This window comes from Euzebya rosea (assembly GCF_003073135.1).
Classification (GTDB): Bacteria; Actinomycetota; Nitriliruptoria; order Euzebyales; family Euzebyaceae; genus Euzebya; species Euzebya rosea.
The window spans coordinates 118,905-135,688 of sequence record NZ_PGDQ01000016.1; the positions used below are offsets into that span (position 1 = coordinate 118,905).

Here is a 16,784-nt window from a genome sequence, read left to right on the forward strand (position 1 = left end):
GGTGACCGAACGACCACCGCGTGGCGGTATCTATCCGATCTCCACGATGCGATCGGCCGCCCGCAGGACGCGTTCGCGATGGCTGACCACCAGCAGGGCGGGACGGTCCGGGCGGTCCAGCAGGCGCTGCCACACCTGCGTCTCCGTTGCCACATCCAGCGCGGAGGAGAGGTCGTCGACCACCAGCAGGTCTGGGCGACGCACGAAGGCGCGTGCCGCGGCCGTCCGCTGGATCTGCCCGCCCGACAGCCTGACGCCGCGCGGCCCGACCATCGTGTCCAACCCCGATCCCATCCTCGCGAGGTCCGGCTGCAGGCACGCGATGGCGAGTGCCTCCTCCAACCCCTCGTCGTCGACGCCCAGCAGGATCGTCTCGGCCAACGTCTCGGAGAACAGGCGCGGGACCTGGGGCAGGTACGCGGTCAGCGGCGGGACCAGCACGGTCGAGGGGTCCTCGATCAGCCGCCCGTTCCAGCGGATCTCGCCCTCGTCGCGGGCGACCAGCCCCAGCAGGGCGCGCAGGACGGTGGTCTTGCCGGCACCCACGGGGCCCGTCAGGACCGTCACCCGGCCGGCCTCGACGGTCAGGTCGACCGGGCCCACGGTGGTCCCGTCGTCGTGTCGCACGACCAGTCCGGTGACCTCCAGCCGGTCCAGGTGGTCCTCGGGCTGCCGCAGCGGACGGGCCGGCACCGTGGGGAAGGCACCCGGTCCGTGCCGCAGCGCCGTGTCGACCGGGTCGGCCAGCGTCCCGGCGTCGGCCCCCGGCGGCAACAGCCGCGTCATCCGGTCGACCGAGACGTCGGCCTGCCGGTGGTAGGCCCCGAGTCGGGCGACCCACCGGGGCACCGTCGCGAGGACGATCGCGGAGCTGGCGAACAACCCGACGTCGCCGACGCTGGCGTCGCCGGCTGCCAACGCCGGGGCGAGGAGGAGGAGCGCCAGGCCGGTCGAGAGGTTGCCGGTCGCGCCCGACAGCGTCTGCAGGACCTGCGTGGCGACCTGATCGCGCAGCGCCGCGGTCGCACGGGTCCGGCCGAGCGTGTCGAAGCGGTGCTCGACGGCCTTCTCCGCCCCCGCCGCCTTGATCGCGGTGATGGCCGCGAACGTGTCGCCGATGAACCCGGTGACCGCCGCCGTCGCCTCGCGCTCGACCACCCGCAGGTCCTTCAGCCGCCGCGCCATCATCCGGGTCAGCAGCAGCGCGCAGCCGACCGGCAGCAGCGCCACGAGCGTCACGAGCGGGTCGACGCGGACCATGACCACGAGGGCGCCCGCAGCGGCGACCGACACGCCGGTCATGTCCAGCCACACGTCGGCCACCAGCGCCACGTGCTTGGTGTCGTCGCGGAAGCGCGACACGGCCTCCCCCGGGGCACCGGGCAGTCGTCCCGCAGCCGGGCCCGGCGCGGCGACCAGCGAACGGAGCATGTTCAGGCGGAGGACGGTGTGCCAGAAGACCCAGACGCCGTGCCACTGCACGGCGCTGACCACCAGCACCATCCAGCGGCCCACCTCGACGCCGGCCAGCACCGCGAGCACCGTCCAGACGGTGGAGGCGGGCTGGCCGCCCTGCACCCGGTCGAGCACGACCTTCAGCAGCCAGCCCGACAGCACCGGGAGGGAGTGGAAGGTCGTCCACGTCAGAAGGGCGATGGCGTAGGCGACGGGTTCCTGCCGCACGAGCCGCCAGGCCACCACCCGGGAGGGAACCGCGCTCGACGGGGTGCGGCTCACGGCTGCCCTCCGACGCCGGCGGACTCCTGCAGCAGGGCGGCGTACCGGCCGCGGTGGCGGCGGGCCAGGTCGGCGCGAGGGCCTGCCTCCAGGACCCGTCCCTCGTCGATGACCACGACGATGTCGGCACGGTCGAGCGTCGCCAACCGGTGGGCGATGATGACGACGGTGCGACCGGCGAACACCCGGTCGGTGGCCCGGGTGACGAGGGCCTCGGTGGCCGGGTCCAGCCGGCTGGTGGCCTCGTCGAGGACGATCACCCCCGGATCGGTCAGCAGGATCCGGGCGAACGCCAGCAGCTGGGCCTGGCCCGCCGACAACGCGCCGGCCCCCTCCAGGTGGGTGTCCAGGCCGTCGGGCTGGGCGGCCAGCCAGCCGCCGAGGCCGACCTCCTGCAGCGCCGCGATCAGCTGGTCGTCGGTGGCATCGACGGCTCCGAGGAGCGTCAGGTTGTCCCGAAGGCTGGCGCGGAGGATCTGCACCTCCTGGGTGACCACGCCGACACGGCGCCGCAGCTCCTCCCCCGTGGGTTCGCGCACGTCGACACCGCCGAGGCGGATCGAGCCGCCCGTGACGTCCCAGAAGCGGACCAGCAGGCGACCGAGGGAGGTCTTGCCGCTGCCGGTGCGGCCGACCACGCCCACGACGGAACCGGCCGGCAGGTGCATGTCGATACCGGCCAGCACCACCCGGTCCGGCTCGTCGGGGTAGGCGAAGTGCACGTCGTCGAAGTCCACCGACAGCGGCCCCGGAGGGATGTGTGCGCCGGGACCGTCCTCGATGTCGGGGGCCGTCGCCAGCAGCCGTGCAGCACGGCGGGAGCCGGCCACGGCGCGCTGGAACTCGGTGATCTGCTCGGCGATGGCCTCCAGCGGCTGACGGACCATCTGGGAGAAGCGGAACAGCGCCAGCACCTCGCCGAGGGAGATCCGGCCCGCCAGCTGCAGCCAGATCGCCAGCGCCAGGGTGGCCACCGAACCGATCGTGAAGACGGCGGCGGCGATCGCGTAGGCCCCGTCGCCACGCATCGAGGCACGCCTGGCCACCCGCCACCAGCGGGCCGACGACTCGTGCAGGCGGTGCACCGCGTAGCCAGCGGCACCGTTGGCCCGTACGTCCTCCAGTCCGCCGAGGCGCTCCTCCAGGTCGCCGTACAGGCTGGCCTGGACCTCGCGTTCCTCGTCGTAGAAGGGCACGGCGGCACGCCGCATCCGACGCATCACCTCCACCGCCAGCAGCGACGCGGCCGCGATCAGCAGGCCGGCTCGCCACTCGATCACCAGCGCCACGGCCAGCGTGCCGCTGAGCAGCACGGCGTTGCCCAGCAGGTTGAGGACCGCAGAGGAGGAGAAGCGGACGATGGCGTCGACGTCGCCGTCGATGCGCTCGATCAGCAATCCGGGGCTGTGGTCGCCGTGCCAGGTCAGGTCCAGGCGAAGGGCGTGGCGGGCCAGGTCCAGCCGAAGCCGGTTGCCGACGCGCCAGGCCAGCGCCACCGACCAGCGGGTCAGGGCCAGCTGCAGGCCGTCGGCCAGCAGGGTGACGGCGAGGAAGGCCGCGGCCCCTCGCAGCAGCACACCTGTTGGCCGATCGGCGAGGGCGGCGTCCACCACGCTGCCGAGCAACACGGGGCCGGCGACCGGCAGCAGCATCGCCACCATCAGCACCGCGAGCAGGCCGACGAGCTGACGTCGTTCGGGCCGCAGGTGGGCCGTCAGCAACGACAGGTCGGCGGAACCCTCCCCAGATGTGCGCACAGCCGGACGACGCTAACACGAACGGGGGCGAACGTCACCCCCCGGACAGGATGGACAGGACCCCGCCGAACAGCCCCTCGATAGCCTGTGACGGATGTTGGGGAACGCGGATCGACGACGCCGGGGGCACTGGCGTCGACGCGCTGATCCCATGCACGTCCGGACGTTCGCAGCCCTCGTGCTGGTCTCGGGCATCGTGCAGGTCGTCCGACCCGTCGACCCGGCGGTCGCCGACACGCGGCTGGCCGACCTGGCGGCGACCTCGATCATCGGGCTCGCCTACTGGCTGCTGGCGCCGCGGTTCACGCTCTGGGCGTTCCACCTGGTCATGTTCCTCGGGATCACGCTCGGGTTCGGGTCGATCCTCAGGAGCGCGTCGTCGGTCGATGCGGTCATCATCAGCACGTCGCTGCTGTGGACCGGAGTGCTCGTCGCCGCCATCTCGAGCACACGAACCAGCCGGACATACGCCGTGTACCTGGCAGCGGGCTCGAGCACGGCGCTGCTCGCGGCGGGCCCCGACGAGGCCTGGCGCCTGGTCGTCGTGCTCGGGTTGACGACCGTCGCGACGATGGAGCTCGTGAACCGCCTCAGCACCGGGCTGCGACGCGCTGCCGCGTCCGATCCGCTGACCGGGCTGCGCAACCGAGCCGGGCTCGAGGACGCCGGCGACCGCCTGATACGCCAGTCCCGTCGGTCCGGCCGTCCGCTGGCGCTGGCCGTGATCGACCTCGACGGGTTCAAGGCGATCAACGACGAGAAGGGCCACGCGGCCGGTGACCGGCTGCTCGTCGACTGCGCCCGGGCATGGCAGCAGGAGGTTCGCCAGGACGACGTGCTGGCACGGCTCGGCGGTGACGAGTTCGTGCTGCTGGCCCCCAACGCCGACCGTTCGGCGGCCGAGCTCGTGCTGCAGCGCATGGCGGACGCCTCACCGACGTCGTGGACGGCCGGCCTGGCGATGGCCGAGGAGGCCGACGACCTGGGCGACCTGCTCGAACGCGCCGACCTCCGCCTCGTCCAGGCGAAGTCGGTTCGCCCGGTCGACCCCGATCGCGTCCGGACCTGACGTCCCGGGCTCGTCCGGGCGACGCGAGTCGGCCAACGACAACGCCCCGACCGATGGCCGGGGCGTGGTCGACATGGTTCCGAACGACTGGCTCAGCCGTTCAGCCGCTCGATCATGAGCTGTGCGGTCTCGGAGGGGTTGATGCCCACCGAGATGCCCATCTCCTCGAGCGCGGCCTTCTTGTCCGCGGCCGTCTCGCCACCCTCGGAACCCTCCTTGACGATGGCGCCGGCGTGGCCCATCTGCTTGCCCGGAGGGGCCGAGAACCCGGCGACGTAGGCGACGCAGGGGGTGTCGGGAATGTTGTCGGCGATCCAGCGACCGACCTTCTGCTCCTCGGTCCCGCCGATCTCGCCGACGAACACGATGGCCTCGGTGTCGGGGTCCTCGGCGAACTTCGGGATGATGTCCATGAAGTTCGACCCGATGATCGGGTCACCACCGATGCCGACGCAGGTCGAGATGCCGATCCCGGCCAGGTTCAGCTCGTGCATGATCTGGTAGGTCAGCGTGCCGGAGCGGCTGACCAGCCCGACCTTGCCCGGCTTGGTGATCTGCGGCGGGATGATGCCGACGTTGGCCTTGCCGGGGCTGATGAGTCCCGGGCAGTTCGGGCCGATCAGGACCGGGCCGCTGGACATGTCGTAGGTGCCGTCGGCCTGGCGGGTGTAGAGGGTGTTGTAGACCTCGGTCATGTCGTGGACCGGGACACCCTCGGTGATGGCCACGATGGTCTCGATGCCGGCCTCGTAGGCCTCGAGAATCGCGGCCTTGGTGAAGGGTGCCGGCACCATGACCATGGAGGTGTTGGCGCCGACCTCGTCCTTGGCTTCCTTGACGGAGGCGAAGATCGGGACGTCCAGGCCCTCCCAGGTGGTCCCGCCCTTCTTGGGGTGGGTCCCGGCCACGATCTGCGTGCCGTAGTCCTTGTTCCGCTTGCCGTGGGCGGTGCCCTGGCTCCCGGTGCCCTGGATGACGACCTTGGTGGACTCGTCGATGATGATGGACATCTCTAGGCCTCCTTCACGAGCGCGACGGCCTTCTCGGCGGCCTCGATCATCTGGGACGCGGGGACGATCTTGGGGTTGTTGGCCTCTTCGAGGATCCGACGTCCCTCCTCCGCAGCGTTGCCGTCCAGGCGGACGACCAGCTTCTGCTCGACGTCGCCGAGCATCTCCATCGCGCCGAGCACACCGTTGGCGACGTCGTCGCAGCGGGTGATGCCGCCGAAGATGTTGATGAGCATGACCTTGACGGCGGGGTCGCCCAGCACGAAGGCGATGCCATCGGCCATGGACTCCGCGCTGGCCCCGCCACCGGCGTCGAGGAAGTTGGCGGGCTTGCCGCCGGCCTGGTCGACGACGTCCAGGGTGCTCATGACGAGCCCGGCGCCGTTGCCCATGATCCCGATGTCACCGTCGAGCTTGACGTACTGCAGGCCCTTGTCCTTGGCGCGGGCCTCCAGGTCGTCACCCTGCTGGTCGTCCGGCACCGGACCCTCGAGCGAGGCGAGATCCTCGTGGCGGAACAGCGCGTTGTCGTCGATGGAGACCTTGGAGTCCAGCGCGATGATGCGGCCGTCCTCGGTCTTGATCAGCGGGTTGATCTCGAACAGCGTGGCGTCGCTGGCGACGAAGCCGTCGTACAGCTTCATCAGCAGGGCGACCTGCTGGTCCCGCGTGTCGGTGGGCATGGCGCCCTGGTCGAGGATCTGGTTGGCCAGCTCCTCCGACATCCCGTCAACGGGGTTGATGTCGACCTTCGCAACCTTGTCCGGCTGCGTGCGGTTGACCTCCTCGATCTCCACACCACCCTCGACCGAGCAGATGGCCTTGTAGCCCTTGCTCACCCGGTCGTGAAGGATCGAGAGGTAGTACTCCTCGCCGATGTCGCTGGCCTTCTCGACCAGGACCTTGTGCACGACGTGACCCTTGATGTCCAGGCCCAGGATCGCCTCTGCCGCAGCCCTCGCGGCCGCCGCGTCGGGGCAGTACTTCACCCCCCCGGCCTTGCCGCGACCACCCGTCAGCACCTGTGCCTTGACCATGACCGGCACACCGAACTCGGTTGCCAGCGCTTCGGCCTGCTCAGGGGTCGTGGCGATCTGTCCTTGCGGGGTCGTGGGAATGCCGTGGGCGCGGAAAAGGTCCTTGCCCTGGAACTCCATGAGGTCCACGTCTACTCCTCTCGGGAGTCTTGTCAGTCGGAGGGGGCCGCGTCGAGGGGCCGGAGGGCAGCCCGGAGTCGGACGGCCCTCACCGGCCCGAACAGGCCGGCCGGCCGCGAGAATAGCCCACGAGGCTCGGCCGACCTGAACCGAGGCGGCCCGACCGGCACACTTCATGGAGTCATGAGCGACCGTCCCACCGACCGGCCCACCCCCGAGGGGTCGGCCGCGAGCCCACCCGAGGACACCCCGGACTTCGGTCCCGGCGGCTACCTGCCACCACGGGCGGCCAAGCGCGCGCGCAAGATCGTCCTGCGGGAACGCATGGGCCTGCACTGGCCCGTCGCGGCGGTCGTGGCCGGCCTGCTGATCCTCGCGGTGGTCATCCCGGCGGTCATCGGCGGGTCGGCCCGCCCGGAGGCCCCGTTCGTCAACGTTGGGTCACTCGACCAGGTCGACCCCCGCGCGGATGCAGTGGTGGAGGTCAACGGGACCACCGTCCTCGTCGTGCGGGGCGGGGGCGTGCTGGCCGCGTTCGCCGACCCGCCCGAGGGCGCCAGGTACTGCACGTCGTCGCGCCGGATCGAGTCCCCGGCGGGCACGGTGTGGACGCTGCAGGGCCGACGGGTCGGCGGGACCGGCGATTCGTTGGTCAGGGCCGGCGCGTCCGCGGTGGACGGGGACCTGTACGTGGACCCCACACCCGGGGAGTCGCTGCCACCCACGGACAACAGCGACGTTGCTCCCGCCTGCTGACCCGTCGTTCCTGTCACCGAGGCGACCGGGGTCTAGTCAGTTCGTATCGTTTTGTACATACGATTTGCGAATCAGGGCGTAGAAGCGCTTTGGTTGGGCGTTGTAGGGGCACACTGAGCGCCACTCACCGTTCGCACTCCGTGAGCCACAACCGAACATCGCCACCCAACCGCCGGAGCCCGCAGTTGAATCCAAGCGTGGAAGCCGAGTACGACGACCTGTCCCACCTGCGTCGACAGGCGGCGGTCGCCCTCAGAAGCCTTCTGCGCCCCGGCACCTACATCGGCACGGTACGAGAGCTCGCGCTGACGGCAGTCCACGCGGCGGCCTACCCGATGGGCATGGCGCGTGACGCCAACCGGCGGAGCACCCCGCTCGGGCAGGACCTGCCGGACGCCGTCACCGACAGCGAGACGGCGAACATGCCGATCATCCTCGTGCACGGCTGGATCCACAACCGCAGCGCGTTCCTCGGCATCAACCGGGTGCTGCGCAAGGCGGGCTTCCGCCACATCCACGCCTTCGACTACAACCCGCTGACCTACGACATCCCCGAGATCGCGGGGATGCTGGCCGCCGAGGTCGACCGGGTCCGGTCCATCTCCGGTGCGGACAAGGTCATGATCGTCGGCCACTCCATGGGCGGGGTCGTGTCGCGGTACTACGTCCAGCAGCTCGGCGGCCACGACACGGTCGACACCGTGATCAGCCTGGGTTCGCCCCATCGGGGCACCTACGCCGCCTACCTGGCGCCCGGGTCGTCCGGCCCGCAGATGCGCCCCGGCCACACGTTGATGCGCAAGCTGGAGGAGACCGCACGCCCCAGCGACGTGCGCTGGATCGCGGTGTACTCCGACCTCGACATGCTCATCGTGCCGGGGGTCAGCGCCAAGCTCGTGCACCCGGCGCTGCGTGCCCACAACGTCAAGGTCGACGACCTCGGCCACCTGTCGCTGCTGCTGTCCGGCGAGGTCATGCGGACGGTCGTGGAGCACCTCTCCGACCGCACCCTCAACCGGCCCGAGCCCCTCGACGACGTGCACCCCCTGCCCGAGCGCAGCGCCCGCACCCTCCGCGTGGTCCCCCCGGTGGCCGACCCCGAACCCTCCCTGGCCGCCGGCGACCTCGCCGCCGAGGCGTAGCCCCTCCCCTCCCCTTCGTCGGGGCCCGGTTCGGCCCGGTTCGGCGGGGTTCGGCGCGGTTCGGCCCGGTTCGGCCTGCCTCCCACGAGTTGTGCAGTACGGCCGGCCGGCTGGTCGACCTGCACGCGTCGGCCCGGCGAATGTGCAGCTCGGCCGATCGGCTGATGAAGCTGCACAACGTGGGTGCAGCGGCCGGGGCCCAGGGGCGTGGCAACGTCCGACTACGCGGCCCGCCGGCCGTGACGGGCGAGCCGGTCCAGTGCGTCGCGTCGAACGCGATGACGGAACGTCGTCTCCTGCGAGACAAGGGTGTGGTGATACCTGGTCACGTCCCACCGCTCCACCTGCCTGACCCGACCGTCACGCACCCGGTCACGCCGGGCGACCGACGGCGCATCGTGGTGCGGACCGTCGATCTCCAGCCCCCACTGCAGCTCCGTGACCGCCACGTCCAGCTCGGCGACCATCCTCCCGGTCTCGTCCCGCAGGAGGTAGGGCCGTGAGGTCGTCTCCAGGCCGAACTCCTCGAGGGTCTGTCGGATGACCACCCGACCCCGGGCTTCGGTCGCGGAGTGGGAGAACCCGGGCCGTACCCGGTCGGCCGCCCGAACCATTGCCCGGGGGACCCGGACGGGCAGTCCGAAGGAAAGCGGATCGGCCACGGCTCCGAGGAACTCGTCGATCGACAGCACCCGCGTCCGGTCCAGGTCGACGGCGGCGTCGGCCACGTTCACGACCGCACGATCGGTACGACGACCGATCCACGCCATGTCCCACAGAACCCGGTGCGGGACGGCGCACGGGACACCGTCGATCCAGCGAACGTCGCCAGCCGGTCGTCGGCTGCGGACCACCCGCACAGGGCGGCCACGGACCTGGGTCCCTCGCTCGACCAGCAGCTGGGGAACCGCGGGAGGACGTCCCCGGACCCCCATCAGCCACGCCGCCGAGAAGCCGGTCACCACCGCGACGTCGGACACCGCCCGGGCGAGGGCATCGGCCTGCTCCCCTCCCTCTCGCATTCTGGACGCAGCCCGTTCGGGGCCACCGATCCCCGCCACGCACAGGAGCGCCGCCCACACGCGACCGAGGTCGTCGGACCGGCCCCCCAGCACGCGCAGGACGCCCCGATGGGCCCGTGTCCACCCCCTCCGGGCCACGAGCTCGGTGACGGATGACCGTGGCAGGCCGAGCACGACGGCCTGCCAGACGGCGACGTGGCCGGCCTGCCGCGTGGCCAGCTGATCGAGGAGGGCCATGTCCACCGGCTCTCGGGCCGGGGGGCCGTCACCGAGGGTTCCTGTCCGTGAGGTGTCCATGCCTCCACCCTCGCCCCCAACCCAAGCCGCCCGCCGTCGGCTTCTGGCCGCCTCGTGGACAACTTGCCCAAGCACCCCGGCGCCCGGTGTTGACCTGGCCGACCGTGCCAAGGCGAGTTGTGCAGGTCAGCCGCCGTCCCGGTCGAAGTGCTCCAGCACCAGCGCGATGTGCGCAGTTGAGCCAAGGCAGCGGCCGAGGTGCACAACTCGGGTCGCCACGAGCGCCTCGACGACGGAGACGCTGCGTCTGGCGCCGAACTCTGCGGGTGCTCGAGCCGCCGAACCGTGACCTCAGCTCGGCGAGCGGTCTCGGATCGCCTCGTCCACGGCCCCGGGCATGAGGATCGACTCGATGATCATGACGGCGGCACCGGTGACGCCGGCACGTTCGTTCAGCTCGCTCGTCTGCACGCGCAGGTCGTGGGTGGCCAGGACCGTCGAACGCTCGTACACGGCCTCGCGGACACCCGCGACGAGTTCGGCAGCAGCCAGCGCGACCTCACCACCGACGACGATGGCACCCGGATTCAGCAGGTTGACGGCCCCGGCGAGGACCTCGCCGATCTGCCGACCCGCCTCCCTGATCATGCGGATGGCCTGCGTGCTTCCGCCCGTGGCCTCCCTCACCACGTCGGCGACAGCCTCGACGTCGACACCCTGCCGCCTGAGCTCCGCAGCCAGGGCCGCACCGCTGGCGACGGCCTCCAGGCACCCCACGTTCCCGCAGCGGCACACGACGGTCCCGGGGGACGGGACACGGATGTGCCCCATGTCACCGGCCGCGCCGTTCTGACCGCGGTAGATCCGGCCGTGCATCACCAGCCCGCTGCCGATGCCGGTGCCGACCTTGACGAACAGCAGGTCGTCCACCCGGTCCCGCCAGTGGGTCCAGTACTCGCCCAACGCCATGATGTTGACGTCGTTGTCCACGAGGACCGGCACCGGATGGGCCTTCTGCACCAGCGCCGGCACCGCAACACCGTCCCACCCGGGCATGATCGGCGGGCTGACGGCACGACCAGCGGAGTACTCGACCGGCCCCGGCAACCCGATGCCGATGCCGCGCACCGCCGCAGATCCGCGCCCGGCTTTCCCCAGCAGGTCCTCGAACCCGTCCAGCATCCACGCGATCACCGTGTCGGGGCCCGCGGCGATGTCGATCTCACCGGTGGACTCGGCCAGCAGCGTCCCGGACAGGTCGGCGATCGCGAGGCGTGCGCGGGTGACGTCGAGATCGGCGACGAGCACCACGCCGGCCTCGCTGTTGAACGCCAGCGTCTGCGGTGGTCGACCGCCGGTGCTCGGAGCCTCACCCGCCTCGTAGACGAACCCGCCACCGAGGAGTGACTCGACCCGCTGGGACACCGTTGCCCGCGAGAGACCGGTCAGGCGCACGAGCTCCGCGCGGGTCCGTGCCCGACCGTCCCGTATGAGCGTGAGCACCTCCCCGGCCGTGTTGACCGTCGTGTTCACGTCCATGGCGATCCCTCGTACTTCCGGTCGGTCCATGACGGACTTAGTTCATTGGTTGACTGATGTCAGGAGGTTGTCCAGCATAACGCGCGACCCTCCGACCGTGCCCATGTCAACACGCGAACGCGCCGAGGGACGTCAGGCGCGGATCAGCGGAGCGTAGGCCAGGACAAGGCGCTTCTCGCCGGTCTCGGCGAAGTCGATGACGGCTTCCTCCTCACCCGGCATGCCGGTCATCTCCACGATGCGGCCCTTGCCGAACCGGGTGTGCATGACCCAGTCCCCTGCCTTGAACTCGGGCCCGTCGTCGTCCTCCTCGACCCGGCGGTGGTACTGCGTCTTCACCCCGGCCATGGACAGGGCGCGACGCGACGGTCCCCCCCGATCGGTGGAGCGGTCCTCGACCAGCTCAGCGGGGATCTCGCCGAGGAAACGGCTGGGCGGGTTGGACTGCGACCCGCCGAACAACGTCCGCGCCCAGGCCGACGTCACGTACAGCCGCTTCTCCGCGCGGGTCATGCCGACGTAGGCCAGCCGCCGCTCCTCCTCGATCTCGTCGGGCTCCGACAGGGTTCGGCTGTGGGGGAAGACGCCCTCCTCGAGGCCGACGAGGAAGACGACGGGGAACTCCAGGCCCTTGGCGTTGTGCAGGGTCATCAACGTCACGCGTGCCGACTCGTCGGTCAGGTCGTCCTCGGCGTTGACCAGCTGCACCCGTTCGAGGAACTCGGGCAGCGTCGCGTCGGGGGTCAGCGACAGCAGGTCCTCGGCGACGCCCTCGAGCTCGGCCAGGTTCTCCAGCCGTGCCTCGGCCTCGGGGCTGCGCTCGGCCTCGAGCTCGGCGATGTAGCCGGACTCCGCCAGCACCTTCTCCAGCAGGGCCCGTGGGGTGAGCTCCTCCTCGATCCATGCGGTGCGCATCCGGTCGAGGAACGCCACGAACCCCTCGACGGCCCCGACCGCGCGGGTGGGCACGCCGTTGATGGCGCCCACCTGGCGGCAGGCCTCGATCAGCGTCGTGCCGGTGGTCGCGGCGTAGCCGGTCAGCGCCTCCTGGGTCTTCTTGCCGATCCCGCGCCGGGGGACGTTGAGGATGCGGCCCGCGGCGACGTCGTCCCCGGGGTTGACCAGCACGGTCAGGTAGGCCAGGGCGTCCTTGACCTCCTTGCGGTCGTAGAAGCGCGTCGAGCCGATCACCTGGTACGGCTGGCCGACCCGCAGCATGACCTCCTCCATCACGCGGGACTGGGCGTTGGTCCGGTAGAAGACCGCGCAGTCGGCACCGCGGTAGGTGCCCTCGGCGGTCAGCTTGCGGATCTCCTCGGCGACGAACGCGGCCTCGTCGTGCTCGTTCTCTGCGGTGTAGCGGATGATCCGGTCGCCGGCGCCTGCCTCGGTCCACAGGTCCTTGGCGACCCGCTGGGAGTTGTTGGCGATGACGGCGTTTGCCGCGTCGAGCACGGTCTGGGTGGACCGGTAGTTGCGGTCCAGCACGATCGTCGTCGCGTCGGGGAAGTCGTTCTCGAAGTCCAGCAGGTTGCGGATGTCCGCACCGCGGAAGGCGTAGATCGACTGGTCGGAGTCGCCGACGACCGTGATGTTGCGGTGCTGGTCGGCCAGCATCTGCACCAGCTTGTACTGGGCGTGGTTGGTGTCCTGCCACTCGTCGACCAGGACGTGCTGGAACTGCCGCTGGTAGCGCTGCAGGGTGTCGTCGAACAGCTGGAAGATCTCCACGGTCTTGACCAGCAGGTCGTCGAAGTCCATGGCCGAGGCCGCGTGGAGCCTGGCCTGGTAGCCCTTGTAGACCTCGGCAACCTGCGTGGTCCACCAGTCCTCGGCCTGCGAGGCGTAGGTCTCGAAGTCGATCAGCTCGTTCTTGGCCGCCGAGATCGCCGACAGCGCGGCCCGGACGGGGATCTTCTTGGTGTCCAGGCCAATGTCGCTGATGACCCGGGAGACGACCCGGCCGGAGTCGCTGGTGTCGTAGATCGTGAAGTGCTTGGCGTAGCCCAGGCGAGGGGCCTCGGTGCGCAGCAGGCGGGCACAGGCGGAGTGGAACGTCTGCACCCACATGCCACCCCAGCGACGCTTGGTCGGCTGGCCCTGCTCGTCGCGGCTGATCCCCACCAGGTCGTCGCCGACCAGGCGACCGACGCGGTCCTTCATCTCACCCGCGGCCTTGTTGGTGAAGGTGATCGCGAGGATCTCCAGCGGGTGCGCACCGTCGCCGATCAGGCGGGCGATGCGGTGGGTCAGGACACGGGTCTTCCCCGACCCGGCCCCGGCCACGACGAGCAGCGGACCGCCGTCGTGCATCACGGCGTCCTTCTGCTGTGGGTTGAGTCCGTCGAGGTGCAGGCTGGGAGTCGTCACGGTGAGGTCATGGTACGGGGTGCCCGTGACACCGCCCGGGGCCGAATGCTGGCCGGCCGACACGATCCGATACCCTCCACGTCGACGAAGACGGCGCGGGCATCCCCGGTCGTCACGCCCCGCACGGCGGGGCGCACACCGAGCCACCCACTCCCGAGGAACACGATCACCCATGGCCGGCGCAATCCCCGTTCAGACCCAGGAAGACATCGTCCCCCCGACGCCCAAGCCGATCGGCTACCGCCTCGCCGGCGTCCTGCTCGCCCCCGGTGTCGCCGCGACGATGCACCTCGTCCTCACCGGCCCCTTCGGCCTGTCGATGTCGCCCGGCCTGATGACCACCACCCTGGCGGCCCTCGCGATCGGCCTGGTCGGCTGGATCGCCGTGATGCTGCTCGAGCAGGGTCTCGGCAAGGACAGGGGTCGGAAGATCTGGATGGCGGTCGCCTTCGGCGCGCTGGCCGCCGCGATCCTGGCCATCATCCCGACAGACGGGACCACCGGCGCCAAGTGGGGTCTCGTGGCGCTGTGCTCGGCCGTGGCGATCGTGCTGATCCCGACCATGGCCGCACGGGGTCAGAAGGACTGATCCCGTCGTCGCCGCCCCCTACCCGGGCGGCAGGATCGTCCCGGTGACCTCGGCCAGCGTGATCCGCTGGCCGTCGGCGCCCTCGCACGACCCGCGCAGGGTCACGGTGTCGCCGTCCTGGAGGAACGTGCGGTCGACCCCGGCGATCGTGATGGGTTCGCGCCCGCCCATGGTCAGCTCGATCAGCGAACCCTCGGTGCCGCGTTCGGGGCCGGACACGGTGCCGGAGGCGAACAGGTCGCCGGCCCGGATCGTGGCGCCGTTGACGGTCGCGTGCGCCAGCTGCTGCGGCATCGTCCAGTACATGTCGGCGAAGGACACCCGGCTGACGACCTCCTCGGTCGTCGTCCCGGCCGGGGTGATGGCCACCTCGAGGGAGAGGTCGAAGGACCAGCGCCCCTCGACCCGCAGGTAGTCGCTGACGGGCGGGTCCTGCTCGGGCGAGGCCACACGGGCGGCGTCGAGCGCTGCCAGCGGAGTGATCCACGGGCCGATCGACGTCGCGAAGGACTTGCCCAGGAACGGTCCCAGCGGCTGGTACTCCCACGCCTGGATGTCGCGTGCGGACCAGTCGTTGACCAGCACGATGCCGAAGATGTGCTCACCTGCGGCCGACGCGGGGACGGGGGTCCCCAGCGGCGTCCCGAGGCCACCGGTGACGAAGCCGACCTCCAGCTCGATGTCGAGGCGTTCCGAGGGGCCCACCGGCGGGGCGGCACCCGGCTCGGGGGGCCGCTGCTGGCCGACGGGACGGTGGATCGGCGTGCCGCTGACCACCACGGTGCCGGCGCGGCCGTGGTAGCCCACCGGGAGGTGGCGCCAGTTGGGCAGCAACGGGTCGGAGTCGGGCCGGAACAGGCGTCCGAGGTTCGTGGCGTGATGAAGGGAGGAGTAGAAGTCGACGTAGTCGGCGACGGTGAAGGGCATCGTCGGGGCCGCCACGTCGGCCAGCGGGATCAGCGCCCCGTCCGGCGGGTGCTGCGAACCCCCCTCCGACAGCAGGTCGGTGACGGCTGCACGAACGCCCGCCCACACCTCTGCCCCCTCCATCATCAGCATCGTGAGGTCGACGTGTTCGGCCCAGACGACCCCGGGCAGCAGTCCCGCGCGGTGACAGGCACGCAGGTCCAGGGCGTGGTCACCGATGCGGACGGCCGGCACGGGATGGCCATCGACGACGACCACGCCGTACGGCAGGTGGGACAGGCCGTAGCCGGACTCGTCGGCGCCGGCCACCCAGGAGCGGCTCATGACAGGCCTCCGGTAGCGGTGACGACGCCCATCTGGGCGAGGTCGGTGATGGGGTCGAGGATGTCGCAGCAGCCGATGCCGCGGAAGAACTGGGCGCGCACGGCGGCGAGGGTCTGGCCCTCCACCACCTCGTCGCCGACGATCATGGCGCCGGGGCCGAGCTTGAACTGGTCGCCAGCGCGGCCGAGGTGGTCCTCGACGACGTCGAGGCGTTCGCCCTCGAAGGCGGCCGTCGCGGCGGCGAGCAGGTTCAGGAAGCCGTGCTCGAGGCCACCGTGGTCCTCGTTGGTCGTGCGGGACGGGTGGTGCAGGCCGGCCGTGGCCTTGAACGGCACCTGCTGCTTGGCGCAGGCGCGGATGAAGCCGGCAACCTCGAGGTCAGCCGGGACGGCGGAGGCGACCGTTCCGCCGCAGCGCACCTTGGCGATCAATCCGTCGGCGTACTTGCCTCCCGGGGCGCGCGCGCCGGCGATGGCGTTGATGCCGCGCAGCACCTCACCGGCAGAGCGTCCGGCGACCGGCACCTCTATGGCCAGGGTCAGGTTCTCGGGGAACCGTGCGCCCTGGAGCGCCGCCAGGATGCCGGCGACCTCGCTCTCGGCGTCGTCGCCGTCGAGGGCCAGCTCGAGTCCGGTCAGCCGCACCCGGCGGTCCCGGGCGAGGCCGGTGATGCTGGCGAGGTCCGCCCCGACGGACTCCGCGAAGGTCCCACCGGTGGTGCGGTCGAGGACGACGCCGAGCTGGAGCTGGTCGGGGTCCTCCAGCAGGTCCGGCAGCTCGCCGGCCTGGCTGGCGCGGATGAGGAACCGGTTGACCAGCCATCCGCGATCACCGCCCTGGTGGCCACGGTGGCTCGCAAGCGCGTCCTCCATGGGGCGGTTCGCCGGCGGGAAGACCGCGGCATCGTCGAAGAGGCCGTTCAGCGCGGCCTGTCGGGCGTCCAGGAACTGCTCAGCCATCGGTGCGAACGGTACCGGATCAGACCCCGTCGAGTGGCAGGACCACCGCCACGCCGACCCGCATTCGTCGTCAGCCGATCGCGGAGTCGGGTCCTACTCCCACTCGATACCTGCCCAAGGGGGCTCCGCCCCCTTTCGAACCCCCACGTGGAAGCGCGGGCCTCCTGTCGCTCCTTCGTCGCGGAGTCG

General features: G+C 71.0%; 13 protein-coding genes. 4 read left to right on the top strand and 9 right to left on the bottom strand.

Features of this window, described 5'->3' with window-relative positions; translation table 11 throughout:
* Positions 1 to 30: 30 nt before the first annotated feature.
* Together CUC05_RS19760 and CUC05_RS19765 are read right to left on the bottom strand one after the other, a co-directional pair.
* Positions 31 to 1,737, bottom strand: coding sequence for an ATP-binding cassette domain-containing protein (locus CUC05_RS19760; protein ID WP_108667857.1), 1,707 nt, complete (start codon positions 1,735 to 1,737; stop codon positions 31 to 33).
* Positions 1,734 to 3,494: an ABC transporter ATP-binding protein gene (locus CUC05_RS19765; RefSeq protein WP_108667858.1), complete on the bottom strand. Its 1,761-nt coding sequence runs from the start codon at positions 3,492 to 3,494 to the stop codon at positions 1,734 to 1,736. Before CUC05_RS19765 ends, CUC05_RS19760 begins: the two co-directional genes overlap by 4 nt.
* A 151-nt stretch (positions 3,495 to 3,645) precedes the next feature.
* On the opposite strand from CUC05_RS19765, the gene CUC05_RS25970 reads away from it, so the two are divergent.
* A complete protein-coding gene (locus tag CUC05_RS25970) occupies positions 3,646 to 4,563 on the top strand; it encodes a GGDEF domain-containing protein (protein WP_157965796.1) in 918 nt (305 codons plus the stop codon).
* Positions 4,564 to 4,655: 92 nt separating this feature from the next.
* Here the strand turns inward: CUC05_RS25970 and sucD are convergent, their stop codons facing one another.
* Both sucD and sucC read right to left on the bottom strand, forming a co-directional pair.
* Positions 4,656 to 5,573 carry a succinate--CoA ligase subunit alpha gene (gene sucD / locus CUC05_RS19775; RefSeq protein ID WP_108667860.1) on the bottom strand — a complete coding sequence of 306 codons (918 nt, stop codon included), beginning with the start codon at positions 5,571 to 5,573 and terminating at the stop codon, positions 4,656 to 4,658.
* 2 nt (positions 5,574 to 5,575) lie between these two features.
* Positions 5,576 to 6,739, bottom strand: a complete 1,164-nt coding sequence (gene sucC, locus CUC05_RS19780; protein ID WP_108667861.1) for an ADP-forming succinate--CoA ligase subunit beta — start codon at positions 6,737 to 6,739, stop codon at positions 5,576 to 5,578.
* Between the two features lie 174 nt (positions 6,740 to 6,913).
* On the opposite strand from sucC, the gene CUC05_RS19785 reads away from it, so the two are divergent.
* Positions 6,914 to 7,486, top strand: a complete 573-nt coding sequence (locus CUC05_RS19785; RefSeq protein ID WP_108667862.1) for a hypothetical protein — start codon at positions 6,914 to 6,916, stop codon at positions 7,484 to 7,486.
* A gap of 197 nt (positions 7,487 to 7,683) precedes the next feature.
* Positions 7,684 to 8,628: an esterase/lipase family protein gene (locus CUC05_RS19790; protein ID WP_108667863.1), complete on the top strand. Its 945-nt coding sequence runs from the start codon at positions 7,684 to 7,686 to the stop codon at positions 8,626 to 8,628.
* A gap of 221 nt (positions 8,629 to 8,849) precedes the next feature.
* On the opposite strand, the gene CUC05_RS19795 is transcribed toward CUC05_RS19790, so the two are convergent.
* The 3 genes from CUC05_RS19795 to CUC05_RS19805 all read right to left on the bottom strand — a co-directional run bounded on the left by CUC05_RS19795 (position 8,850) and on the right by CUC05_RS19805 (position 13,796).
* Complete coding sequence (locus tag CUC05_RS19795; protein WP_157965797.1) at positions 8,850 to 9,947, bottom strand: hypothetical protein; 1,098 nt, start codon at positions 9,945 to 9,947, stop codon at positions 8,850 to 8,852.
* A gap of 291 nt (positions 9,948 to 10,238) precedes the next feature.
* Positions 10,239 to 11,426, bottom strand: coding sequence for an ROK family transcriptional regulator (locus CUC05_RS19800; protein WP_108667865.1), 1,188 nt, complete (start codon positions 11,424 to 11,426; stop codon positions 10,239 to 10,241).
* Positions 11,427 to 11,558: 132 nt separating this feature from the next.
* A complete protein-coding gene (locus CUC05_RS19805) occupies positions 11,559 to 13,796 on the bottom strand; it encodes an ATP-dependent helicase (protein WP_205712445.1) in 2,238 nt (745 codons plus the stop codon).
* 172 nt (positions 13,797 to 13,968) lie between these two features.
* Here CUC05_RS19805 and CUC05_RS19810 point away from each other — a divergent pair, with 172 nt between their 5' ends.
* Positions 13,969 to 14,385, top strand: a complete 417-nt coding sequence (locus CUC05_RS19810) for a DUF6069 family protein (protein ID WP_108667867.1) — start codon at positions 13,969 to 13,971, stop codon at positions 14,383 to 14,385.
* A gap of 18 nt (positions 14,386 to 14,403) precedes the next feature.
* On the opposite strand, the gene fahA is transcribed toward CUC05_RS19810, so the two are convergent.
* Positions 14,404 to 15,636, bottom strand: a complete 1,233-nt coding sequence (gene fahA, locus CUC05_RS19815) for a fumarylacetoacetase (RefSeq protein ID WP_108667868.1) — start codon at positions 15,634 to 15,636, stop codon at positions 14,404 to 14,406.
* Positions 15,633 to 16,595, bottom strand: coding sequence for a hypothetical protein (locus tag CUC05_RS19820; RefSeq protein WP_108667869.1), 963 nt, complete (start codon positions 16,593 to 16,595; stop codon positions 15,633 to 15,635). Before CUC05_RS19820 ends, fahA begins: the two co-directional genes overlap by 4 nt.
* Positions 16,596 to 16,784 lie beyond the last annotated feature (189 nt).